At 61.8% G+C, this 23,936-nt stretch carries 18 protein-coding genes; 13 read left to right on the forward strand and 5 right to left on the reverse strand.

Annotated elements, in window-relative coordinates; translation table 11 throughout:
• Positions 1 to 4: 4 nt before the first annotated feature.
• Complete coding sequence (locus K2O50_RS17335; protein ID WP_050706455.1) at positions 5 to 202, reverse strand: DUF1737 domain-containing protein; 198 nt, start codon at positions 200 to 202, stop codon at positions 5 to 7.
• Positions 203 to 703: 501 nt separating this feature from the next.
• On the opposite strand from K2O50_RS17335, the gene K2O50_RS17340 reads away from it, so the two are divergent.
• The gene (locus tag K2O50_RS17340; RefSeq protein WP_050706456.1) at positions 704 to 1,060 is read left to right on the forward strand and encodes a hypothetical protein; all 357 of its coding nucleotides are present in this window, start codon (positions 704 to 706) and stop codon (positions 1,058 to 1,060) included.
• A gap of 214 nt (positions 1,061 to 1,274) precedes the next feature.
• On the opposite strand, the gene K2O50_RS17345 is transcribed toward K2O50_RS17340, so the two are convergent.
• Entirely contained in the window at positions 1,275 to 1,529 is a 255-nt protein-coding gene (locus K2O50_RS17345) for a hypothetical protein (RefSeq protein WP_050706457.1), read from the reverse strand.
• A gap of 492 nt (positions 1,530 to 2,021) precedes the next feature.
• Here K2O50_RS17345 and K2O50_RS17350 point away from each other — a divergent pair, with 492 nt between their 5' ends.
• Entirely contained in the window at positions 2,022 to 3,098 is a 1,077-nt protein-coding gene (locus K2O50_RS17350) for a type I restriction endonuclease (RefSeq protein ID WP_050706458.1), read from the forward strand.
• Between the two features lie 61 nt (positions 3,099 to 3,159).
• Here the strand turns inward: K2O50_RS17350 and K2O50_RS17355 are convergent, their stop codons facing one another.
• On the reverse strand, positions 3,160 to 4,956 hold the full coding sequence (locus tag K2O50_RS17355; protein ID WP_050706459.1) for a glycoside hydrolase family 15 protein: 1,797 nt from the start codon (positions 4,954 to 4,956) through the stop codon (positions 3,160 to 3,162).
• Between the two features lie 335 nt (positions 4,957 to 5,291).
• Between K2O50_RS17355 and K2O50_RS17360 the strand changes: the two genes are divergently transcribed.
• The 5 genes from K2O50_RS17360 to K2O50_RS17380 all read left to right on the forward strand — a co-directional run bounded on the left by K2O50_RS17360 (position 5,292) and on the right by K2O50_RS17380 (position 12,053).
• Positions 5,292 to 7,649 carry a type VI secretion system Vgr family protein gene (locus K2O50_RS17360; RefSeq protein WP_220689919.1) on the forward strand — a complete coding sequence of 786 codons (2,358 nt, stop codon included), beginning with the start codon at positions 5,292 to 5,294 and terminating at the stop codon, positions 7,647 to 7,649.
• 205 nt (positions 7,650 to 7,854) lie between these two features.
• On the forward strand, positions 7,855 to 8,985 hold the full coding sequence (locus tag K2O50_RS17365) for a VRR-NUC domain-containing protein (RefSeq protein ID WP_162232976.1): 1,131 nt from the start codon (positions 7,855 to 7,857) through the stop codon (positions 8,983 to 8,985).
• Positions 8,978 to 10,078, forward strand: a complete 1,101-nt coding sequence (locus K2O50_RS17370; protein ID WP_082337801.1) for a type VI immunity family protein — start codon at positions 8,978 to 8,980, stop codon at positions 10,076 to 10,078. Before K2O50_RS17365 ends, K2O50_RS17370 begins: the two co-directional genes overlap by 8 nt.
• 10 nt (positions 10,079 to 10,088) lie before the next feature.
• The gene (locus K2O50_RS17375; protein WP_082337802.1) at positions 10,089 to 10,346 is read left to right on the forward strand and encodes a PAAR domain-containing protein; all 258 of its coding nucleotides are present in this window, start codon (positions 10,089 to 10,091) and stop codon (positions 10,344 to 10,346) included.
• A 657-nt stretch (positions 10,347 to 11,003) separates the two neighbouring features.
• Positions 11,004 to 12,053, forward strand: coding sequence for a 3-oxoacyl-[acyl-carrier-protein] synthase III C-terminal domain-containing protein (locus tag K2O50_RS17380; RefSeq protein WP_050706461.1), 1,050 nt, complete (start codon positions 11,004 to 11,006; stop codon positions 12,051 to 12,053).
• A gap of 60 nt (positions 12,054 to 12,113) precedes the next feature.
• Here the strand turns inward: K2O50_RS17380 and zwf are convergent, their stop codons facing one another.
• Both zwf and gnd read right to left on the reverse strand, forming a co-directional pair.
• Positions 12,114 to 13,607: a glucose-6-phosphate dehydrogenase gene (gene zwf, locus K2O50_RS17385; RefSeq protein WP_050706462.1), complete on the reverse strand. Its 1,494-nt coding sequence runs from the start codon at positions 13,605 to 13,607 to the stop codon at positions 12,114 to 12,116.
• A complete protein-coding gene (gnd, locus tag K2O50_RS17390) occupies positions 13,608 to 14,591 on the reverse strand; it encodes a phosphogluconate dehydrogenase (NAD(+)-dependent, decarboxylating) (protein ID WP_050706463.1) in 984 nt (327 codons plus the stop codon).
• Between the two features lie 196 nt (positions 14,592 to 14,787).
• Between gnd and K2O50_RS17395 the strand changes: the two genes are divergently transcribed.
• The 6 genes from K2O50_RS17395 to K2O50_RS17420 all read left to right on the forward strand — a co-directional run bounded on the left by K2O50_RS17395 (position 14,788) and on the right by K2O50_RS17420 (position 23,888).
• Positions 14,788 to 14,955, forward strand: coding sequence for a DUF6026 family protein (locus K2O50_RS17395; protein WP_220037411.1), 168 nt, complete (start codon positions 14,788 to 14,790; stop codon positions 14,953 to 14,955).
• A 492-nt stretch (positions 14,956 to 15,447) separates the two neighbouring features.
• The gene (gene glgA, locus K2O50_RS17400; RefSeq protein ID WP_050706464.1) at positions 15,448 to 17,007 is read left to right on the forward strand and encodes a glycogen synthase GlgA; all 1,560 of its coding nucleotides are present in this window, start codon (positions 15,448 to 15,450) and stop codon (positions 17,005 to 17,007) included.
• Positions 17,008 to 17,021: 14 nt separating this feature from the next.
• Positions 17,022 to 18,764 carry a malto-oligosyltrehalose trehalohydrolase gene (gene treZ / locus K2O50_RS17405; RefSeq protein WP_050706465.1) on the forward strand — a complete coding sequence of 581 codons (1,743 nt, stop codon included), beginning with the start codon at positions 17,022 to 17,024 and terminating at the stop codon, positions 18,762 to 18,764.
• Positions 18,761 to 20,830 carry a 4-alpha-glucanotransferase gene (gene malQ / locus K2O50_RS17410; protein ID WP_050706466.1) on the forward strand — a complete coding sequence of 690 codons (2,070 nt, stop codon included), beginning with the start codon at positions 18,761 to 18,763 and terminating at the stop codon, positions 20,828 to 20,830. Before treZ ends, malQ begins: the two co-directional genes overlap by 4 nt.
• Positions 20,827 to 23,601, forward strand: coding sequence for a malto-oligosyltrehalose synthase (locus K2O50_RS17415; protein WP_050706467.1), 2,775 nt, complete (start codon positions 20,827 to 20,829; stop codon positions 23,599 to 23,601). Before malQ ends, K2O50_RS17415 begins: the two co-directional genes overlap by 4 nt.
• Before the next feature lie 20 nt (positions 23,602 to 23,621).
• Positions 23,622 to 23,888: a DUF2934 domain-containing protein gene (locus K2O50_RS17420; RefSeq protein WP_050706468.1), complete on the forward strand. Its 267-nt coding sequence runs from the start codon at positions 23,622 to 23,624 to the stop codon at positions 23,886 to 23,888.
• Positions 23,889 to 23,936 lie beyond the last annotated feature (48 nt).

The raw sequence follows: 23,936 nt of genomic DNA on the forward strand, positions 1-23,936 counted from the left end.
CGTCTCAGTCCCTGGCTACCGGCCACAGCACCGCCTGCGCAGCCACTACATATCCCTTGCTGCTATCGAAGGTCAGGCTGGGCGAACCATAAAGCTGATAGCCCAAGGCCAGGATCTCGGAAATGCGCTGGCAGAAACTGGCATCGTCCTTGCCGGTGATCAGGCGATAGACCGGCAGGCCGTTGGGTGGGGTCGAGGGCATCTGAGTATTCCTTTCATGGCAGGCGTCTATCGCGTGCGGGGCCGGACATCATGCCATAGCTGCCACTTCATTCGCCTAGGTGAGGCCTGCGCAATCCATTGGTGAGTATCGGAACCATGCAGCGTCATTGCGGGATAACGATGGCGCCAGCAGCGGCACGGAAATGCCCTACAACGAAGAGAGAGATTCTGACGCTCAGATCAGCCCCAGTCTCATCCATTTGAATCTACAGTCATGTCCGATGCATCAGGCATGCGAACAGACTTCGGCAAAGATGCTACAAGGACGCACTACGCCCATGGACCTAGAATGCCAGACACGATCCAAGCCACAGAACGTCTCTCCAGACGCCGACAATATCAGCCCCCCCCCCCGCATACCTGGTGACCGCTGAAGAACGTCAAGTACAGCCTTCCATTCTTTATGACGGAGACTTGAGCATGATGTGGCCCATTGCCTCGCCCCCTATCTGCACACAGTCGTTTGAGGGGCTGGCACATTGTGGAGGTCCTCTACGACTTCGACGGCCCCAAGATATTCACCACGCTTGGCAGCGGTGTCCTCCTATATTTCTGGTACGAAAGCGAGGAAGACCGGGAAGAGCAGCTGATTCGCTACCTGGTCACCCCGGCAAGCCCCTCACAGATCCAGCAATTGAAGGCTGGGTACAAATCTGTACATGACCTGCTCAAGCAGAACTGGCTCTGGGTCGTCGATATGCACTACGACCTGTCTCCCTCCATGGCCTGGCGCCTGGAAAGCCTGGATGACGTACCAACGCAGTTCAAGCCGCCCCCCCACGCCACCCTTTGTCCAAAGCATCTGCATATACCTGCTTCCACTCAGTCCGTGCCATAGCCGTCGGCCCTGGCCTGACCAGCGACCCAAAAACTGCACGGCATCTGTAGAAGATCGCACGGACCTTAGAGCTGCGCTGTCGCTCTGGGAACTGCACCTCTGTGGGAGCGGGCTTGCCCCGCGATAGCGCCAGCGCGGCCACCCACGCAGCCAACGTCAATCATCGCCAGACATGCCCACTTCAACCACTACATTCCACGCGAGATGCGCAAACTCAATGGTGTGTCTGCACCTGAACTGGCACCTGCACCTGCGTTAACGCGGAGTCCAGCAGCGCGCGCACGGTTTCCATCTCGTGCACCGCCGTCAGCGCCAGCGTTGCACCGAGCGAATGCGGATGTGAGGCCAGCACCGACTGATGGGCCACGATCAGGGCGCAACGCACATATTCCGTGGCCTGGATCAGGGTGTCTTCAAGGTGATGAGGGGAAGGATTGGATGGCGGTGGATCGGGGACGATCTTCAACATGGCACTGCTCCCTTTGCTTGGAAGATGCCGCCATTCACTACCTTGCAAGTAATGGTGGCGGTCGTGTGCAGGGCTGCAAGACCGGGGCAATAGGAGAAAACCCGGCTGGCCCGAGGGCCACCCACACACAACCGCCATAAATCAGCCACAGACATACGCCGGCGGCATAGCGGTTAGCGCTAGGCTTCCTATCACACACAGGCTTGCAGACCTGGTCGTTGAATTGGCAACGACCGAAGGAGCCTAGATTGCTGAGAAAACCGTAGCAATGGCTGAGGAGGGGCAAAAGGATGATTCGGAAATGGACTACAAGCAATGAGGAAAATCTGATCGTTCTGCGGATTTAGGATTAACTTTCAGGCAGCTAAATTGTGCTTTCACCTGCCTGTTCGGGTATCCAGCATGGATGAAACGACAGTAGCGGCAAGCTGATCCACCATAGTAGCGTCTTGCCTCTACCGCCCGGATGGGCGAGCACGCACTGGAGCGCAAATGGAATTTGTAGAACGTCTCAACGCGATGGCCGCCAAGGTCAACCAACTGGCTTCGAGCATTCAAACTGAAGAAGCTACTAAAACGGCATTCATCATGCCCTTTATCCACTCCGTCCTGGGCTACGACGTTTTCGATCCGTCCGAGGTTGTTCCAGAATACGTCTGTGACGTGGGCACAAAGAAGGGTGAGAAAATTGATTACGCCATCTTGAAAGATGGTGAAATACAGATCCTCATCGAAACGAAGAAAATAGGCGAGCCCCTCAACATCAACCATGCGAGCCAATTATTCCGTTACTTCCACGTCACAACGGCCAGAATTTCAATACTGACGAATGGGCGGCATTACCGCTTCTTCACAGACCTTGACGCACCGAACAAAATGGATGAAAAGCCATTTTTGGAAATCGACCTTCTTGATATTGATGAGCACGTTATCCCGGAGCTGCAGAAACTTACAAAATCAGCCTTCGACGTTGACTCAATAATCAATGCGGCAGGAGAGCTCAAGTACGTCGGGCAGATCAAACGGGTCATCGCGTCACAATTCAGCCAACCTGACGATGACTTCATAAAATTCTTCGCCTCACGCGTCTACGATGGTGTCATAACTCAAAAAGTAAGAGAGCAGTTCAGTTTGCTGACTCGCAAGGCAGCCTCTCAATTTTTGAATGACCAGATCAACGATCGCCTGAAGTCAGCCATGAGTGGTGTTTCTTACCCAACCCCTGCTGAAAAGGTTGTTACCGAAACGCAGAGTGAGTCCGCGGATAGCGCAGAAGATCGCATTCAAACCACAATGGATGAGTTGGAAGGTTTCCACATAGTCAAAGCTATTGTCCGTACCACTGTGGACTCCAAACGTGTCATCCACCGAGATACGCAGAGTTATTTTGGGATTTTACTAGACGACAACAACCGGAAACCGATCACCCGGCTTCACTTCAACCGTTCACAAAAATACATCGGTATTTTCGACAAAGATAAAAATGAGACACGCCACCCCATTAACTCATTAGACGACATCTATGAATTCGCTGATCAGTTAAGGGACACCGTGGGCTACTACGAGTAAAGAAAAGACGCCCTCACCACTGGAGTGCAACCAGGGCAAAGGCAACCCTATTTTCTCTCCATCAACTGCTCCCCGCCCGATCCCGCACCGGACACTGCGCCCGGTGCAGGTTCAACGCCGTATTGATGATCCCGATATGGCTGAACGCCTGCGGAAAATTCCCCAGCATGCGCTTCCCCGCCGGGTCGTACTGCTCGGCCAGCAGCCCCACGTCATTGCACAACCCCGTCAGTCGCTCATACAGCACCTGCGCCTCGTCCTGCCGCCCCAGCAGCACATACACATCCGCCAGCCAGAACGAACACACCAGGAACGTCCCCTCCCCCGGCGTTAGGCCGTCGCTGCAACTGTCGCTGTCGTAGCGCAGCAGCAGGCCGTTGCGCAGCAGGCGCCTTTCGATCTGTTCCAGGGTGCGCAGAAAGCGTGGATCGTCGGCCGGCAGAAAGCCGGTCAGGGCAATCTGCAGCAGGCTCGCGTCCAGCTCCGTCGAGCCGTAGGCCTGGACGAAGTGCCGGCCGCCAGCGTCCAGCCCGCGCCGGCAGACCTCGTCACGGATCTCGTCCGCCACCTGGCGGTAATGCCGGCTGCGCTCACGCCCCTCCTCGGTGGTGTCGGCCAGGCCCGCCGCCCGGTCGAAGGCGACCCAGGCCATGACCTTGGAGTGCACGAAGTGCTGGCGACCGCCCCGCACCTCCCACAGCCCCTCGTCCGGCTCGCGCCAGATGCCTTCCAGGTACGGCAGGATCGCACGGGCGATGGCCGCGCTACGCGGGTGGCGCGGCAGGCCGCCCTTGATCGCCTGGGTCATGGCGTCGGCCAGTTCGCCGTAGATGTCCAGCTGCAACTGGCCGGCGGCGGCATTGCCGACCCGCACCGGCTGCGAGCCTTCGTAACCCGGCAGCCAGGGCAAGGTGAATTCGGGCAGGTCACGTTCCCCCGCCAGGCCGTACATGATCTGCATCTGCTCGGGGTTGCCGGCCACCGAGCGCAGCAGCCATTCGCGCCAGGCCTGGGCCTCGTCGAAATAGCCCAGGTTCATCAGCGCCAGCAGGGTCATGGTGGCGTCGCGCAGCCAGCAGTAGCGGTAGTCCCAGTTGCGCTCGCCACCGACGCGCTCGGGCAGCGAGGTGGTGACGGCGGCGACCATGCCGCCGGTGGGTGCGTAGGTCATGGCCTTGAGGGTCAACAGCGAACGACGCACACGGTCGGTGTAAGGCCCGACATCAGGGCAGCGGGCGGCGAAGGCCCGCCACTGCTCGAGGGTCTGTTCGAAGTCGTGGTCGATGTCGCAATCGGGCTGCACGGGCAGGTGCGAGGCCTGGTGGCAGAGGCTGAACACCTGGCGCTGCCCCGCGCGCACGCGAAAACGGGCGACGCTGTGGTGGTCGCGGCCATGGGTTTCGGTGCTGCTGCGCAGGATCAGCCGATCAGGGCCGGCGACGGCGCTCAGGGTCAGCGGGTCGATCTTTTCCACCCAGGGCACGCTGCGGCCGTAGTCGAAGCGCAGCACCAGGTCCATCTCGAAGGCCGTCTCGCCGGCCAGGCCCTCGACGATGCGCAGCACGGCGTTGCGCTCGCCCAGGGGCATGCAGTCGAGCAGCCGGGCGCGGCCACTGGCGGTGGTCCAGGTGGTTTCCAGTACCAGGGTGTCGTCGAGGTAGCGGCGGGTGCTGTGCTCGACCGGGTCGCTGGGGGCGATGCGCCAGCGGCCGTTTTCCTCGTTGCCCAGCAGCGCGGCAAACACCGCGGGGGCATCGAAGCGTGGCAGGCACAGCCAGTCGAGGGCGCCGTCGCGGTTGATCAGGGCGGAGCTACGGCAGTTGCCGATGAGGGCGTAGCCTTCGATCGGTGCGGACATCGGGCATCCTCTGGTGGGTGGGTCTGAGGTTGGATGCCAAGTTAGGTGTGCTTGTTCCGACGAGTGACACCCCGCTTCCGGCAAGCCGGCCCTGCTCAACTGTGCGCCTATGCGCCAACTGTCACACCCCGTCAGGGTAGGAGTTAGCTTTGGTTTTGGGCTGCCACTCATCGCGAGATGACCTCTTGCCCGGTTCTCATATCGCCAACTTAGGAAATTTCCCACGCACCATACGGAATTTGCCGGCAATACATTCTCTTTAGCTCTCTTTACGGTCTTCTTACTTCACTATCGGTGCCCTCCTGGGCAACCGTCGGACCGGGAAAGGAGTGCACATGCCCAGCCAATCCGATCTGCGTTACAGCTTCCAACCCTTGGTTGGTGAAGCCGAGTTCGAAGTGGTGTCGTTCGAGCTCAAGGAAGGGATCAGCCAACCCTTCGAGTTGGCCTTGAAGCTGATCAGCTTCGAAGATGATGTCGACTTTGGCCACCTGCTCGACAAGCCCGTGCTGTTCACCATCTGGCGCGGCGAACTCCCCGTGCGGCATGTCCATGGCCTGGTCAGCCGTTTCAGCCAGGGAGAGAGCGGCTTTCACCGCACCTACTACCACGCCCTGGTCGAGCCACAGCTGGCCCGCGCCCGATTGCGCTCGAACTGGCGCATCTTCCAGCACAAGACCGCCCCGCAGATTCTTGACCTGATCCTCCAGCGCCAAGGCATCGTCCAGTACCGGTTCGGTAAAGGCTTCGATTATCACACCCGGGAGTTCTGTGTTCAGGCCGGTGAAAGCGACCTCGATTTCTTCGCCCGCATCGCTGCCGAAGAAGGCCTTATCTACCGATTCGAGCACACGGAAAAACACCACACGCTGATCATCACTGACCGGCTGCTGACGTTAGGCCACATCACGTGCAATGCAGATGACGACGAGGAAGGCTTCGTCGATGACGATGCCCCCGCCAAGCCCTACACCGTGCTGTACCAGGCCAACAGCGGTGGCGACCAGGCTAAGCCATGCCTGCATCGCCTGTGCTATAGCGAGCAGGTCCGTACTGCCCGCCAGGTGCAGCGCGACTACACCTTCACCAACCCGGCTTACCGCCAGGAGCACAGAGCATTCGGCCGCCACCTTGAACATCAGTCCACCGACTACGAACGCTTCGACTATCCCGGCCGCTACAAGCGCGATGCCGTCGGCAAACCCTTCACCGAAAACCGCATCACTGGTCTGCGCCACGATGTCCGTATTGCCGAGGTCACGGGCGACGATGTGCGCCTGCAGCCAGGCCTGAGCTTCACCCTCACAGGCCACCCACGCGAAGACCTGAACGTGCATTGGCGGGTGAGCACCATCACCCACGAGGGCAGCCAGTTCACCAGCCTGCAGGAAGAAGTCGCCGGCACCGATCAGGGCACGCGCTACGCGCAAACCGCCGTACTGGTTCCCGGCCGGGTCGAGTGGCGCCCTGCTCCACAGGAAAAGCCCCGCGTCGATGGCCCGCACATGGCCACCGTGGTCGGCCCACCCGGCGAGGAGATCTACTGCGACGAATGGGGCCGGGTCAAAGTCAGTTTTCCCTGGGATAGGGAGAGCCAGAACAATGAGTTCAGTTCGTGCTGGGTCCGCGTGTCCCAAGGATGGGCCGGGGGAAGCTGGGGCTCGATGGCCATTCCGCGCATTGGCCAGGATGTGATCATCCAGTACGTCAACGGCGACCCTGACCAACCCATGATCACCGGGCGCACCTATTGCGGCGACCAGTTGCCACCCTACGACCTGCCCGATCATAAGACCCGCATGACCATCAAGAGCCAGACCCACAAGGGCAAAGGCTTCAACGAACTACGTTTTGAGGATGAACTGGGCAAGCAGGAGGTATTCATCCATGCCGAAAAGGACCAGAACAACGTCGTCAAGAACAACGAAAGCACCGTTGTCGGCAATGACCGCAATGAGGAGGTTGTAAATAATGAAACCTTAAAAATTGGCAACAACAGATACTGTCACATTGAAAGAAACGATGAAAATAACGTTGGAAACGACAAAATCCAGCGCACCAACCAAGACTACATCCGTCAAACTGGCAGAAACTACGAATCCATCACCCAGAAAAATAAAACTGACACGGTTGGCAATGATCGCCACGAAAAAACAAAAAACAATCACCACACTTTAACTGAAGGCAACACAATTCACCACACGCTAGGAAAACTCACACTTAAAGCAGACCACGAAATCGAGCAGCTCACTCAGCATCTAAAAGTCAGCGCGGGCCAGAGCATCACATTACAAAGCCCGGGAGGGCGCATCACACTAGATGACTCTGGTGTAAGCATCGAGGGATTATCAATCACAATAAAAGGAGAAATAAGTGTTCCATGCGATGGCCGCGGCGATATTTCCTGGATAGGTGATGGCAAGCCAGCAACAGGCAGTCTTGAGGCTTTTTTCTTTTTGGAAAGCGCCGAATCTGGAGAGCCGCTGATTGGTCACCCTTACGAAATACGTAGAGAGAGCGGGCATATTTTCCGAGGCATTACAGATGGAAATGGTAGAACACAAACAGTCATCTCAGCCGAGACAGAGATCATCAATGCCCAAGCACTTCACAACCCCGATGACACGCTGATCATCGAAGCCTCCTATTGGGACAGTTTCTCAGTTGCAGATCTCGACTTTGCCAAAACCTAAGAAAAAATCAGGTTCCTAAATGAACTCCAGCACACCACCCCTAAAAACAACCTCCACCCCCACTGGAGAAAGGCGTACGACCACCAAGCTTACAGCGACCGGAACCCCACTTCCTGTAACAAACCCTTTCGACCTCTGGTATCTATGCGAGAAAGCGGCCTACGCAAAAAACACGCCATTCAGACGTGCGAAAGACAGTCGGCCCATGTACCAACGTACCGTATCGCAACTCATAAGAGCTGACAATATCTCCTTCCGTTATAAATTCCCTTACTGCGGAGAGGTAGGGTACAACATGACTGTAAGCCCACCACAACCCATAATGAGCGAACGAGAACCGTTCCGCCCTAGCACATTCCCCATCTCACAGTACCAACAAATAACAAACAAATTACTTGGAAATTTCCCAACATTAAAGATCGAAACAGACCTCCTAAGCAAGCCTGAGCTAGAGTCCATCCTATCTAGCATTTTTCCGACTAAAACGGAGATTTTTCAGCCAGACTCAAAAAAAAGACTCACAGGGCTCGTAAGAATACCAGACGTCGTAAGACTGAAGTCATTCCAACAACCAGGAAAACTTCAATACAGCCAAAAAAATCTATTATCTGTGATAGAGATGAAATTTCCAGGCGATACCTTGTCACCCGCTCAACAACTGGCTTACCAACGGATTGCAGGAGACCCCGGAAACCTGAGACTGCTCGAAACAAAGCAGTGCGAAATTGGGGATAAGAAGAAATGGCGTGAATGGGTAAGAGCCAATGTTAGCGAACCCGTATACCGACCGGTTGGCCAGGTCATGAGCCTGGCATCGAGGGCGTCCGCTGAAAAACACAAGCTGCTAATCGGCCAGATCGATGCGGAGCATGCGCTAGCCATAAGGCTACTAACTTCGCAGCCATCAGCTTCCGGACCACAGTTGAGCGCCACGCCTAAAAACGTTTCTTCGATTGAAAATCGACGAGCTATGGCCGGGATTGAACTTACCCTCGCCGCCCCATTTGTTGCGGTAGGTGCTGCAATGATGGCGATCGCAGCAACTCCTGTGGCAGCGGCCTCTGAGGGGAGTGCGTTAGTTGCGCATGCTGGCGGCCAGGCGGTCCGCATCGCCCCATTGCTAAATATTTCGCCCAAAGAATTAATTACTGGAATATTAGGAGCGGGTGCAGCTTCACCCGCTTTCGCAACCGCCAATGACCTTCCAGCCTCCACTACAGGCAATCAAACATCAACTATTCAAATAGAGCAATGGAATACTTACCAACGCCATCAGTCCACCACTCTTCAAAACTACGTAATTTGGGAAAATCTTCCGGAGAAACTACATGACTGAAATTGATTTTTTTGAAAATTTCGACAAACACCACTGGGATCTTGTATATGCAGATGAAGCACACGACGACCAACCTGTTGTCCAGGTAGGAATTGTTGCCGCCTTCTACATGAAAGGTGCATACACCCCCTTAAAGCGGATGGCGATCGCCGAAGCATTCAAGATCTACTGCCAGCTTTACGAGGAGAAACTTAACTGGGGTTACATGGGCGGTGAAACTATTACAACACATGAATTCAGCGCCACAATTAAGCAAAAATGCATAACCTATACTTGTTCTGAAAGCCCTTCAGAACCAGTATCATTCATGTGGTCTTCCGCGAAAGGCTTTAACACTACGGGTGATTTTTTATTTCAAGCATTCTCACCAGCCGACTGGTTTGAACAGATTCATCATGCACTGAGCGTTGTTAGAGTTTACTTACCTATCGACGCACTGCGAGAAAATGCAAGCGTCTTCGACACACTGATAAAATCCCTATGCCGTCTGCTGGAGCCGCTACACGGCAGCGCAGGCTTTGGCATACAGAACTGCCATGAACATCAAAACTACCAGCACACCGAACGCGAAATATTGAGCGCATATAGAGGCGTAGACTTAAGCTTACTCATTACAAATGAAAGCTGGCGCACCGGCTACGTAGGATTGAATTGGTACACTTACATTAACAATGACTGGATCAGCTCACTGACTATCCAGAAACCACTCACAGAGCTACTCAAAGACACACGTATAATAATTACAGAGGACGCCCCCACCACAATCATCAAAGCTGGCAACTGGCCAGCCTTAGGAAAGTCGGACACAAATCCTCTACCAGAGCTATACGTAAAAGTGAACGAAGTTATTAAACCTCTCAGGGTCACCAACATCGGCTCTTTACATTATGGTTCCACCTCAGGCGAAATTCGTCTCAACGTCCGCACAAGTAATTTGTGGATGCGCCGCTTTGACCTCCCTCCAGGACACAGCACACCTGCGACACCAAGAAAATACTACCGCTATTCAACCGCAGAAATGAAGAAGATGGAAGAGGATCGTTTATTATTCGACTCCTTTCTCAACGGCACTCCCTCTCACTATAAACCTTGAGCCATTCAATATGCCTGCCATAATTTTAGTCGGCCACTCGCACAATTGCCCACGCTGTGGCCTCACGACCGTTACCAGTGGAGCGAAGTCAGTTACCATCAATAACCGGCCCGTTGCTTGCGTGGGTGATCACCTTGACTGTGGAGCAGTGATAGTAAGCGGTTCATCATTAATGATGATAGCGGGATCCCCCGTTGCGCGCGCAGGGGACTTAACCAACCATGGAGGAGTATTAGAGAACGAAGACAACTGTTGGAAAATAGACTAAATTGAGGCCTAAAATACTTTACATTAGCCTCCAGAAAATAACTCACCCCATCATACCATTACCACTCTAGTGTCCTACCTCGAAAATAAGCTGTTCACTTTTTGCAGGGTCTTGGGCGCGCGGCCGGCGTTGCCGCTCACCAAAACAGAACGCATTTCCGAGGCAGAGCACTAGCATCTGTCTGAAAACCATTGAAATCTCACTACCGCCTATTGGTGCTGCAGTAAAAGCAATAACCACAGGCACCGTCGCCAGCCAGTATGACCATCGCAATAAAGCTTTCCACCAGTTTTCAGTAGCCTGCTCCTAGACGGCGGTACTTCTTTGGTTAACCATACAGTTGCACTTGCATGTCCGACCGAGAGCGTTAAGTGAATGCCCCAAGTGATGTGCAATACCACGCCCCCAGCCGCATAGGATTTGATCTACACGCTCAATCGCATGCCGCTGGCGAGACGCAAGAACATTGATCCACGGCATGGGTGGGACATTGCCCTGTGCTAGAAATATGCCGGTCAGTTGGCGTCACCGGGGCTGCTACGCAGCCCCTTTCGTTTAACCGACTGGCATCAGGCCATTGGCTGCTTACACGGATGAGCACGCCTCCACTCATGCGCATATACCGCGCAGGATCAACCCCCTCAACAAGGACGTTATATGAAGATCGTCGGACTTTCCGCAATACTGCCGTCACGCCAAGTCACCAACCAGGACGTCATCGACCTGGTCGAACAACACTCCAGGGACACCTTCCAGGAGGACTTGCCGAAAACCTTGAAGACCATCGGCAAGTTGCTGGAAAAAAGCGGCAGCGACACCCGCCATTGGCTGGCGGCTGACGAGACGCCGATGGCACTCATGGAAACGGCGTTCGACGCGGCGCTGGCCCAGGCCAATATCAGCAAGGCCGACCTGGACCTGTTGATCTATCCCAATGTCACCCGCGGCTTCATCGAGCCGGCCAACAGTACCTTCATCGCCAAGGCGCTGGGCCTGAACTGCCGCAACTTCGATGTGGTCGATGCCTGCAACGGCTGGGTGACGGCCATGGACGTCATCAACAGCAAGATGCAAGCCGGTGAAATCCGCTACGCCGCCATCGTCAACATGGAGTTCGGCATGTCGGAAGGCGGGCCGGTGATGCCCAAGAACTTCTCGTTGCAGTCGTCGGCCGAACTGGCCTACAAGTTCCCGAGCTTTACCATTGGCGAGGCCGCCGTCGTCACCATCCTGAGTAACGAGGCACCGGGGAACTTCAAGTTCTCCTATATCAATAGGCCCGACCTGAGTGACTTGTCGACGATCTCCTTGCCGGACTGGAAGCTGTTCTGCAACGAGGCCGATATCGCCAAGATCGAACCGACCGGTGGCCAGTACCAGTTCAACTCCTATGCCGCCGCCTTGCATGAAGACGGGCGCAACGAAGCGATCAAAGTCTTCAACCTGCAGAAACTCAGCGCGGACGACGTGCACAAGGTGTTCATCCATACCGGCTCGCCAAAGATGTGGGAACACATTGGCCAGATGATCGGCGTCGATCACAAGTTGCATCACGTCGGGCACAAGACCGGCAACATCATTACCGCGTCGATTCCCTTCGGCATCTTTGATGCCATGAGCCGCGGCGAAGCCGAGCCAGGCCAGTTCTGCATGGGCTGGGCGGGCAGTGGCGGGATGGTGTTCTCGGCGCTGTCGTTTACCTTGTAGGGCTGCTCTGAAATCCTGCCGCCGTGCTGCAACGGCGGCAGGTCGCTATCTCCGCTGGCGTCACCCCAGCGTATGCCACTCGCGCTTGTCCCGCGCCAGCAGCTCGTCGCCGGCCTCGGGGCCATCCTCCCCCGCCGCATACCCGTGCACCTCGCCGCCCTCGGCCGCCCAGGCATCGAGGAACGGTTGCACCGCGCGCCAGCCGTTCTCGATGTTGTCGGCACGCTGGAACAGGGTCTGGTCACCGGTGAGGCAGTCGTAGATCAGCGTCTCGTAACCGGTCGCCGGGGTCATCTTGAAGAAGTCCTTGTAGGCGAAGCCCATCTCGACATTCTCCATCACCAGCTCCGGCCCCGGGCGCTTGGCCTGCAGGTCGAACCACATGCCCTCGTTGGGCTGGATCTGGATCTTCAGGTAGTTCGGCTTGGGCCGCTCCAGCTCGCTTTCGCGAAACTGCGCGTAGGGCGCCGGCTTGAAGCAGATGGCGATCTCGGTGTCGCGCACGCTCATGCGCTTGCCGGTGCGCAGGTAGAACGGCACCCCGGCCCAGCGCCAGTTGTCGATCATCACCTTGAGGGCGACGTAGGTCTCGGTCTGGCTGTGCGGGGCGACGTTGGCCTCCTCGCGGTAGCCGGGCAGCTGCTTGCGGCCCTGCTTGCCGGCACTGTACTGGCCACGTACGGAATTGCGCAGGGCCATCTTCTGCGACCAGGGGCGGATGGCGCCGATCACCTTGGCCTTTTCACCGCGCACGGCGTCGGCGCCGAAGGCCGCCGGCGGCTCCATGGCGACCATGGCCAGCAGCTGGAACAGGTGGTTGGGCACCATGTCGCGCAGGGCGCCGGTGTTGTCGTAGAACGCCCCGCGCGTCTCGACGCCGACGGTCTCGGCGGCGGTGATCTGCACGTGGTCGATGTAATGATTGTTCCAGAACGATTCGAACAGGCCGTTGGAGAAACGGCTGACCAGGATGTTCTGGACGGTCTCCTTGCCCAGGTAATGGTCGATGCGGTAGATCTGCCGCTCGTTCATCACCTTGAGCAGGCGGGCGTTGAGCGCCTCGGCGCTGGCCAGGTCAGTGCCGAAGGGCTTTTCCACCACCACCCGGCGAAAGCCCCCGCCCGACTCGTCGAGCAGGCCGGCATCGCCCAGGCGCTGGGCCACCTCGGGGAAGAAGCGTGGCGAGGTGGCCAGGTAGAAGATGGCGTTGCCGTGGCGCGTCTTGTCGATGCGCCGGGCCAGGGCCTGGTAGGTCTGCGGATCGAGGAAATCGCCGGTCTGGTAGTCCAGGCGCTTGGCCAGGCGTGCCCAGAGTTTTTCGTCCAGGCACTTGCCGGCGTCACGCTCGGCCATGAAGGCATGCAGGCGCTCGGCGAACGCCTCGGCCGTGGCGGCGTTGTGATCGACCCCGACGATACGCATGTTGCGATCGAGCAGGCCGTCACGGCTGAGGTTGTACAGCGCTGGCATCAGCAGGCGCTTGACCAGGTCGCCGCTGGCGCCGAACAGGAACAGGGTGCACGGCGGCGCAGCGGGGATGGTCGATTTGTTCATTCAGTCCTTCTTCTTCTCGACGTGGCCGCCAAAGCCCAGGCGCATGGCGGAAAGGATCTTGTCACCGTAGGTGCCCTGCTGCTGGCGCGAGCGGAAGCGGGCGAACAGCGCGCTGGACAGCACCGGCACCGGCACCGCCTGCTCGACGGCGGCGTCGATGGTCCAGCGGCCTTCGCCGCTGTCGGACACCGAACCGCTGAATTCGGTCAGTTGCGGGTCGGCGACCAGCGCGTCGGCGGTCAGGTCCAGCAGCCAGGAGGTGACCACGCTGCCACGGCGCCACACTTCGGCGATCTCGGCCACATTCAGGTCGAAGCGCTGGTCCTCCGGCAGTTCCGGGCCGCCCTTGCTGCGCAGCAGGTCGAAGCCTTCGGCGTAGGCCTGCATCAGGCCGTACTCGATGCCGTTGTGCACCATCTTCACGTAGTGGCCGGCACCGGGCGGGCCGGCGTGGATGTAGCCGTGCTCGGCGCGCTCGTGCTCGCCGCTGCGGCCCTGGGTGCGCGGAATGTCACCAACGCCCGGGGCGAGGGCCTTGAACAGCGGCTCCAGGCGTTCGAACACCGCCTTCTCGCCGCCGATCATCATGCAGTAGCCACGGTCCAGGCCCCACACGCCGCCGGAGGTGCCGACGTCGAGGTAGTGCAGGCCACGCTTGCCCAGCTCGGCGGCACGACGCACGTCGTCCTTGTAGAAGGTGTTGCCGCCATCGATGATGGCGTCGCCCGGCTCGAGCAGGTCGGCCAGCTGGGCGATGGTCTGCTCGGTGATTTCACCCGCCGGCAGCATGACCCACACTGCCCGCGGCGCCTTGAGTTTCTGCACCAGCGCACCGAGGTCGTGGGCGCCCACGGCACCTTCGCCTTCCAGGGTGGTGATGGCTTCGCGGTTGCGATCGTGGACCACAGTGCTGTGACCTGCGCGCATCAGGCGCCTTGCGATATTGCCGCCCATGCGGCCAAGCCCGATGATTCCCAGTTGCATGTGACGACGCTCCCGTTGGTTTTGCTTTACAACAATTGACGATTTCAGATTAGTCCAGCGTTCTGGCGTAGGGTTCACCGACGAACGGGGCGACAACGATAAACAAAAAAGTTCCCAAGGGCCTGCGAAGAATTCAGAATGCGCGCCGCGCGAAGCGACTACGCTTCAAATTGTCACCAGCCATGCGAGGTGTGCCATGGGTACCCTGATGCCAGCCACTCCCACCCAGACCCTCTACGTCACCGTGCGCCGCGACGAGCTGCGCCAGTTGAAGGACGAACGTGACCAGCTGCGCCAGCAGGTCGCCCAGCTGAACCTGCTGCTGGAGCAGGCCCGCGTGCAAGGCAAGGCCGCCGGTCTCTGATCCACCCATCCCGTGTGGGAGCGCCCTGGCTCCCACCCTCTCGCTGACGACCTTTCCTGTTGCCGTATCACGCCCGTCGCGGGTCGAACCCGTTGCGTTGCGCTGCGACCCTCATATTTTGCAACAACTAGCCAACGTTTGCGCGGACAAACGCCCTCGAGAAAAATGACCAACGGGTCACTTTTCTCGCATTTCGTCTCCTACACTCCAGTTTCGGCCCGCGTTTTGCTCATAAAAAAGTGACGTAAAAAAGTCGAACTTTGCAGAACACGGGCAGGTCAGGACTTAAGTGGGCCGACGCAAAAGGACTTCCTCACGTCAGGCCCGCCCACCCCAACCAGTCCATACGTCTTTCGGCCGGAATGCCGAACGTGCCGTGCCTGCGCGCACGAATCTGGGGCAAGGACCGCACTACGAAGATGCAACAACGATCAGAGAGCACACCCACGAGCCAACGTTAAGCACACACCAGAACAAGGGACGGAGAGAAGTATGATCAGTGCCGCTGTCGAACCTCACGTAGAGTCATTCAACCCGGATAGCCGCGAGCCGCTGCCATCGGCGCTCGCCCCGACAGTCAAGGCACCCGGCGCCCAGCGCCAGCACAATCCGAACAAGCGCAAGATCCTGTTCGTCACCTCGGAGATCGCCGACCTGGTCAAGACCGGCGGCCTGGGTGACGTGTCCTCCGCCCTGCCCCGCGCCCTGGCGCACCTGCACGACGTGCGGGTGCTGATCCCCGGTTACCGCCAGGTGATGGAAAGCGACAACCCCATCCATCTCGTCGGCGAACTGGGCGGCCACGCGGCCCTGCCACCGTGCAAGATCGGGCGCATGGACCTGGCCGACGGCCTGGTGATCTACGTGCTGATCTGCCCCGAGCTGTACCAGCGCGACGGCACGCCCTACGGCGCCAACAACGGCCGCGACTGGCCCGACAACCATATCCGCTTCGCCCGCCTGGGCCTGGCGGCGGCGGAAATCGCCGCCGGCGAAGGCATGGCCCACTGGCGCCCCGACCTGGTGCACGCCCACGACTGGCCGGCCGGGCTGGCCCCGGCCTACATGCACTGGCGCGGCCTGAGCACGCCGACCCTGTTCACCATCCACAACCTGGCCTACCAGGGCGTGTACAGCCGCGGCTGCAGCCCGGAGCTGGCGATCCCCGACCACGCCATGCAGCAGGAAGGCATGGAGTTCTACGGCAAGCTGTCATTCCTCAAGGCCGGCCTGGCCTACTCCAGCCACATCACCACGGTCAGCGCCACCTACGCCCGGGAGATCACCACCCCCGAGTTCGGCTGCGGCCTGGACGGCTTCCTCGCCAGCAAGGCCCAGCAAGGGCTGCTCGGCGGCATCCCCAACGGCATCGACGAAAGCTGGGACTCGGCCACCGACCAGCACCTGAAACACAATTTCAGCCTCAACGACTGGGCCGGCAAGGCACGCAATGCCCAGCAGGTGCGCGAGCTGTTCGAACTGGAGCCGTCGGACGGGCCGCTGTTCGCCGTGGTGTCGCGGCTGGTCTACCAGAAAGGCCTGGACCTGACCCTGGGGGTGGCCGACTACATCGTCCAGCAGGGCGGCCAGATCGCCATCATCGGCCGCGGCGAACCCGAGGAGGAACAGGCCATGCGCGAGCTGGCCCTGCGTCATCCGGGCCGTATCGGCGTGCGCATCGGCTTCAACGAGACCGACGCCCGGCGCATGTTCGCAGGCAGCGATTTCCTGCTGATGCCGTCGCGCTACGAGCCCTGCGGCCTGAGCCAGATGTACGCCCAGCGCTACGGCTCGCTGCCGGTGGCGCGCAACACCGGCGGGCTGGCCGACACCATCGAGAACGGTGTAACAGGCTTTCTGTTCGACGACTCGACCGTCGACAGCTACCGCGAGGCCCTGGCCCGCGCCTTCTATGTGTACGGCAAGAAGAACCTGCTGAACGCCATGCGCTGCCTGTCGATGACCCAGCCGTTCAACTGGTGCCAGGCGGTGGAGCCCTATGCACGCCTATACGAGGACTTGGTCAAGCAGGCGCAGCACGTCCACTACTGAGCGGAGAGCTGGCGATGCACAAGCATGGCGCACACCTGCTGGACGCCACGTCGGCGCGCTTCGCCCTCTGGGCGCCGGATGCGCGCAGCGTGAGCGTGGAACTGGAGCATCAGCCGGCGATCGAGCTGTTGCCCGACGGTGACGGCTGGTACACCGGCGTGGCCCCGTGCCGGGCCGGTGACCGTTACCACTACCGTATCGACGGTGCACTGAAGGTGGCCGACCCGGCCTCGCGCTACCAGCCCGATGGCGTACAGGGCCCAAGCCAGGTGGTGGATGTGGCCAGCTACGCCTGGCGACACCCCTGGCAAGGCCTCCCCTGGCACGAGGCGGTCATCCAGGAGCTACATGTCGGCTTGCTCGACGGCTATGTCGGGGTGGCCCGGCACCTGCCGCGTCTGGCCGAACTGGGCATCAGCGCCGTCGAACTGATGCCGCTGGGACAGTTCCCTGGCGAGCGGAACTGGGGTTACGACGGCGTGCTGCCCTATGCGCCGCAAAACACCTATGGCAGTCCCGAGCAATTGTGTGAGCTGGTCGACCAGGCACATGGCCATGGGCTGATGGTGCTGGTCGATGTGGTGTACAACCATTTTGGCCCCGACGGCAATTACCTGCAGCAGTACGCCAGCCCATTCTTTCGCGAGGATCGGCAGACTCCCTGGGGTGCAGCCATCGACTTCCGTCGCCCGCAGGTGCGCGAGTACTTCATCCAGAACGCCCTGATGTGGTTGTGCGACTACCGCTTTGATGGGCTGCGCCTGGATGCCGTGCACGCCATCGACCAGCCCGACTTCCTGATCGAGTTGGCACAAAGGGTACGCGCGGCTGTGGAGCCGGGCCGCCACGTATGGCTGGTGCTGGAAAACGAGCACAACCAGGCCGGGCTGCTGCAACAGGGTTTCGACGCGCAGTGGAACGACGACGGCCACAACGCCCTGCATGTGCTGCTGACCGGCGAGACCGAAGGCTACTACGCCGACTACAAGGACCGGCCGATCGACCAGCTGGCCCGCTGCCTGGCCGAAGGCTTCGTGTTCCAGGGCCAGCCCGACCGCCACGGCACGCCACGGGGCGAACCCAGCGGCCACCTGCCACCGAGCGCCTTCGTGCTGTTTTTGCAGAACCACGACCAGGTCGGCAACCGCGCCCTGGGCGAACGCCTTACCCGCCTCTGCCCGCCGCCGGCCCTGCGCGCTGCCACCGCGCTGTTGCTACTGGCGCCGATGATCCCGCTGCTGTTCATGGGCGACGAGGACGGCAGCCGCGAGCCGTTCCTGTTCTTCACCGACTTTCACGATGAGCTGGCCGACGCGGTGCGTGAGGGGCGGCGCGGCGAGTTCGCCCATTTCGACGCCTTTGCCGACCCGCACAAACGCGAACAGATCCCCGACCCGAATGCCGAGGCGACCTTCACCTCGTCCCGGCCCCGGCACCAGGATGTGCTGGCCGGCTGGCACGGCCTGTACCAGCAACTGCTCGACCTGCGCCGGCGCCATATCATCGCGTACCTGCCCGGCACCCGCGCCCTCGGCGCCGAGGTGCTCGGCGACCAGGCGCTGACCGCCCGCTGGCGCCTGGGCAACGGCTGCGAGCTGCGCATCGACCTCAACCTCGCCGCCCAGCCCCAGCCGGTCGCGCTGCCCGCCCTGCAACGGCGCCTGTATGACAGCAGCGACAACGCCCACCCCGATTCGACCCTTGCCGCGCACAGCTGCGTGGTCAGCCTGCTGCCCCCCGACCAGGAGACGCCATGAGCGAACAGCCCCTCCACCGCCTGGCCGCGCGGGTCGGCCTGGCCCGCGACTGGATCGACGCCAACAACCGCCCGCAGCAGGTCAGCGACGAGGCATTGCGCCGGGTGCTAGCAGGCCTCGGCCACCCGGCCGACGATGCCGCCGCCATCGCCGCCAGCCTGCGCGCCGTCGAGCAGGCCGAGGACAGCGAACACCTGCCGCCGCTGCTGACCGTCGATGTCGGCCAGCCCCTGGACCTGCAGCGCTATTTCAGCGCCGGTCGCCAGGCACATTGCACCCTGGAGGACGGCAGCCAGCGCAACCTGGCCCTGGACGCCCAGGCGCGCCTGCCGGGCGAGCTGCCATTGGGCTACCACCGCGTGGACATCGATGGCCGCAGCTTCAGCGTGGCCGTGGCGCCGCCGCGCTGCCATGCCCTGGAGGACCGCGTCGAGCAGCAACCGCCGCGCTGCTGGGGCATCGCGGCGCAGCTGTACAGCCTGCGTCGCCCCGGCGACGGCGGCTACGGCGACTGCCTGGCCCTGGAGCAACTGGCGCGCAACGCCGCCGAGCGCGGCGCCGATGCCCTGGCGATCAGCCCGATCCACGCCCTGTCGGCGTTCGACCAGCGCCACTTCAGCCCCTACTCGCCCTCCAGCCGGCTGCTGCGTAATGTGCTCTACGCCAGCCCCGGTGTCGTCTTTGGCGAGCGCGAGGTGCGCATGGCCATCGAGGCCTGCGACCTGCAGGCGACTCTCGACACGCTGGAGCAGCAGGCGCTGGTGGACTGGCCACGGGCCGCCGATGCCCGCCTGCGCCTGCTCGAGGCGCTCTACCGGCAGTTCAGCCAGGGCGAGCACCCGCTTCGCCAGGACTTCGACAGTTTCCGCGCCAGCGCCGGCGAGCAGCTGGAGCACCATTGCCGCTTCGAAGTGCTGCAGGCCGAAGCGGTCAGCACGGGCCTTGGCGCCGACTGGCGCCGCTGGCCCAAGGCCTGGCACGATCCCTATCACCCTGAGGTCGAGGCCTTCGCCAACGCCTACCCGGCGCGGGTCGAGTTCCACGCCTTCTGCCAGTGGTTGACCGAACGCAGCCTGCAACGGGCCCAGGACGCGGCGCGCGGCAACGGCATGGCGGTGGGTCTGATCGCCGACCTGGCGGTGGGGGCCGACGGCGCCGGCAGCCAGGCCTGGAGCCGCCAGGACGAACTGCTGGCCGAGCTCAAGGTCGGCGCGCCGCCGGACATCCTCAACCGCTCCGGCCAGGACTGGGGCATCTGCGCCTTCTCCCCCGAGGGCCTCAGGCGCAACGGCTACCGCGCCTTCATCGAGATGCTGCGGGCCAACCTGGCCCATGCCGGCGGCCTGCGCATCGACCATGTGATGGGCCTGCGCCGGCTGTGGCTGATCCCCCGTGGCGCCAAGCCGAGCGAAGGCGCCTACCTGGACTATCCGCTGGACGACCTGCTGCGCCTGCTGGCGCTGGAGTCGGCGCGGCACCAGGCGATCATCCTCGGCGAGGACCTGGGCACCGTGCCCGAGGGCCTGCGCGAACGCCTGGCCGACAAGGCCGTGCTGGGCATGCGCGTGCTGCCGTTCGAGCAGGCCGCGCCCGGGCAGTTCAAGCCGATCCTCGACTGGCCGGACAACGCCCTGGCCACCACCGGCACCCATGACCTGGCGCCCCTGGCCGGCTGGCTGGCAGGCCGCGACATCGACTGGAGCCATCGCCTGCAACTGATCGACGCCGCCACCGAACTGCACTGGCGCCATACCCGGGCCCTGGAACGCGATGGCCTGCGCCGCACCCTGGAGCAGAACTACGGGCCACTGCGCGGCGACGACGCGCTGATCGATGCGGCGATCCGCTATGTTGGCCATACCCGCGCGCCGCTGGTGCTGGTGCCGCTGGAGGACCTGCTGGGCAGCGACGAGCAAGCCAATCTGCCCGGCACCACCGAAGGCCACCCCAATTGGCGCCGGCGCTTCCAGGCGCCAGTACGCGACCTGCTCGACGACGAGGACGCCGCCCGCCGCCTGGAGCTGCTGGCCCAGGCCCGCGAACAGGCCTGGGAGCGTGATCGATGAAACCCTTGACCGCGACCCTGCGCCTGCAACTGCACAGCGACTTCACCCTGGATGACGCGGTGCCGCTGGTGCCCTACTTCGCCCGCCTTGGCATCAGCCACCTGTATGCCTCGCCGATCCTCACCGCCCGCGCCGGTTCCCGGCATGGCTACGACGTGGTCGACCCGACCCGGGTCAACCCCGAGCTCGGCGGCGAGGCGGCGCTCGAACGCCTGGTGGCCGCCCTGCGCCAGCACGGCATGGGACTGATCCTCGACACCGTGTCCAACCACATGGCCGTGGGCGGCGCCGACAATCCCTGGTGGCAGAGCCTGCTGGCCTGGGGGCGGCGCAGCCCCTATGCGGAATTCTTCGATATCCAGTGGCATTCCAGCGACCCGTTGCTGGCCGGGCAGCTGTTACTGCCGTTCCTTGGCAGCGACTACGGCGCGGCCCTGCAGAACGGCGAGATCCCGCTGACCTTCGACGCGCCACAGGGGCGTTTCGAGGTGGCCCACCATGAACATCGCTTCCCGATCTGCCCGCTGGACTACGGGCGCATCCTCGGTCAGGCCGGGGACCCACGCTTGCAGGCACTGGCCGCGCACTTCAGCGCCCTCGGCGAGGCCGACGACCCACTGGCCGAGGCCCTGCCCCTGCACCGCGAACTGGCCCGCCTGAGCGCTGCCGGCGCGAACCTGCAATCGGCCCTCGGCGCCTTCGACAGCCGCACCGAGGCCGGTTTCAAGCACCTGCACCTGCTGCTGGAACGCCAGACGTACCGCCTGGCCAGCTGGCGCACTGCCGCCGACGACATCAACTGGCGGCGCTTCTTCGACATCAACGAACTCGGCGGCCTGCGCGTGGAACGCGCGGTGGTGTTCGAGGCCACCCATGCCAAGCTGTTCGAGCTGATCGAACGTGGCCTGGTGGACGGCCTGCGCATCGACCATATCGACGGCCTGGCCGACCCGCGCCGCTACTGCCGCAACCTGCGCCGCCGGGTCGACCGCTTGCTGGCGCGACGGCCGCTGGATGCCGCGCTGGCGCACTTCCCGATCTATGTGGAGAAGATCCTCGGCGCCGACGAACACCTGCACCGTGACTGGCTCACCGACGGCACCACCGGCTACGAGTTCATGAACCAGGTGTCGCTGCTGCAGCACGATCCCGCCGGCGAGGGGCCGCTGGGCGAGCTGTGGAGCGCCGTCAGCGAGCGCCCTGAATTCGCCGAGGAGGTGCGCACGGCCCGCCATCTGGTGCTCAACGCCAGCCTGGCCGGCGACTGCGAGTCGGTGGCCCAGGCCCTGCTGCAGGTGGCCCGCGACGACCTGATGACCCGCGACCTCACCCTCGGCGCCATTCGCCGGGCGCTGCAGGCGCTGGTCGAGCACTACCCGGTGTACCGCACCTACATCAACGCCTGTGGCCGCCCCGCCGAGGACGAGGCGTTTTTCCAGCAGGCGCTGGCCGGGGCGCGACAGTCGCTGGGTGAAGCCGACTGGCCGCTGCTCGAGCAGCTCGAGCGCTGGCTCGGTGGCCAGCCGTGGCGCCGCCTGCCGCCGGGCCGACCGCGCAAGCACCTGCGCCATGCCTGCGTGCGCTTCCAGCAACTGACCGCGCCCAGCGCCGCCAAGGCCGTCGAGGACACCGCGTTCTATCGTTCGGCCCGCCTGCTGTCGCGCAACGATGTGGGCTTCGACGCCGAGCGTTTCAGCGCCGCGCCGGCCTGGTTCCACAACGAGGCCCAGCGCCGCCTGCGCGACTTCCCCGACAACCTGCTGGCCACCGCCACCCACGACCACAAGCGCGGCGAGGACTGCCGGGCGCGCCTGGCCGTGCTCAGCGAGCACGGTCCCTGGCTGGCCAGCCGCGTCGAGCACTGGCGCGAGCTGGCCGCGCCGCTGCGCGAAGCGCTGGACGACGGCGAGGCCCCCAGCCCCGCTGACGAACTGCTGCTGTTGCAGACTTTGCTCGGCAGCTGGCCGCTGTCCCTCGACCTGCATGACACACCGGCCCTGCGCGCCTATGCCGAACGCATCCGTCAATGGCAGCGCAAGGCCCTGCGCGAAGCCAAGCTGCGCAGCAGCTGGGCCGCGCCGAACGAACGCTACGAGCAGGCCTGCGCGGCCTATGTCGACGGCCTGCTGCTGGACGACGAGAACCAGCAGCTGCGTCAGTCCCTGCACGAGGCGGCGCGCCGCCTGGCATGCCCTGGCGCCTTGAACGGCCTGGTGCAGTGCCTGCTGCGCATGACCACGCCCGGCGTGCCGGACCTGTACCAGGGCAACGAGTACTGGGACTTCTCGCTGGTCGACCCGGACAACCGCCGCCCGGTGGACTACCCGGCAAGGCGCGCCAGCCTCGACGACGGCACCCCCCTGACCGAGCTGCTCGCCCACTGGCGCGATGGCCGCATCAAGCAGGCCCTGGTGGCCCGCGTGCTGGACGCGCGCCAGGCCCATCCCGAGCTGTTCCAGCGCGGCGCCTACCTGCCGCTGACCGTGCAGGGTCGCCACGCCAACCAAGTGCTGGCCTTCGCCCGCCTGGGCCAGGGCGAACGCGCCATCATCGTCGTACCACGGCTGGCCAGCGCGCTGCTGGGCGCGGCCGCCACCCCGTTGATCCCGGCTCCGAACTGGGACGATACCCGGCTTGTACTGCCGTTTGCCTTGTCGCCTGCCAACTGTTCGGGACTTTTCGGCGGCGGTGCTGTCACCCCTTCAAGGGAGCTGATGTTGAGCACCGTGCTGATGGAGTTTCCGGTCAATGTGTTGATTGAACATGCCTAACTGCATTCAGGAGCGTCGAGATGAGTGTCGAAGAAAAGCGTATTCGCGAGTTCGCCTATCAGATCTGGGAGTCGGAGGGTAAGCCCGAGGGGCGCGAGGAGGAACATTGGGACAAGGCGCGCAAGCTGGCCGAAGCCGAGGCGCTCGCCCCCAAGGCGCCACCACGCAAGAAGACCGCGGCCAAGCCCAAGCCACCGGCAGACCCCAAGGTGGCGGCGTTGCCAGGCGTGAAGCCGGCTGCTGCGGCTAAAAAACCGCGAGCGGCGAAGAAGCCTGCTGCTGGTTGAGGCTTTTGCAAGCCTGTACCGGCCTTATCGCGGGGCAAGCCCGCTCCC

Origin of the sequence: Pseudomonas sp. 2hn (genome assembly GCF_019646095.1) — a bacterium.
Lineage (GTDB): Bacteria > Pseudomonadota > Gammaproteobacteria > Pseudomonadales > Pseudomonadaceae > Aquipseudomonas > Aquipseudomonas peradeniyensis.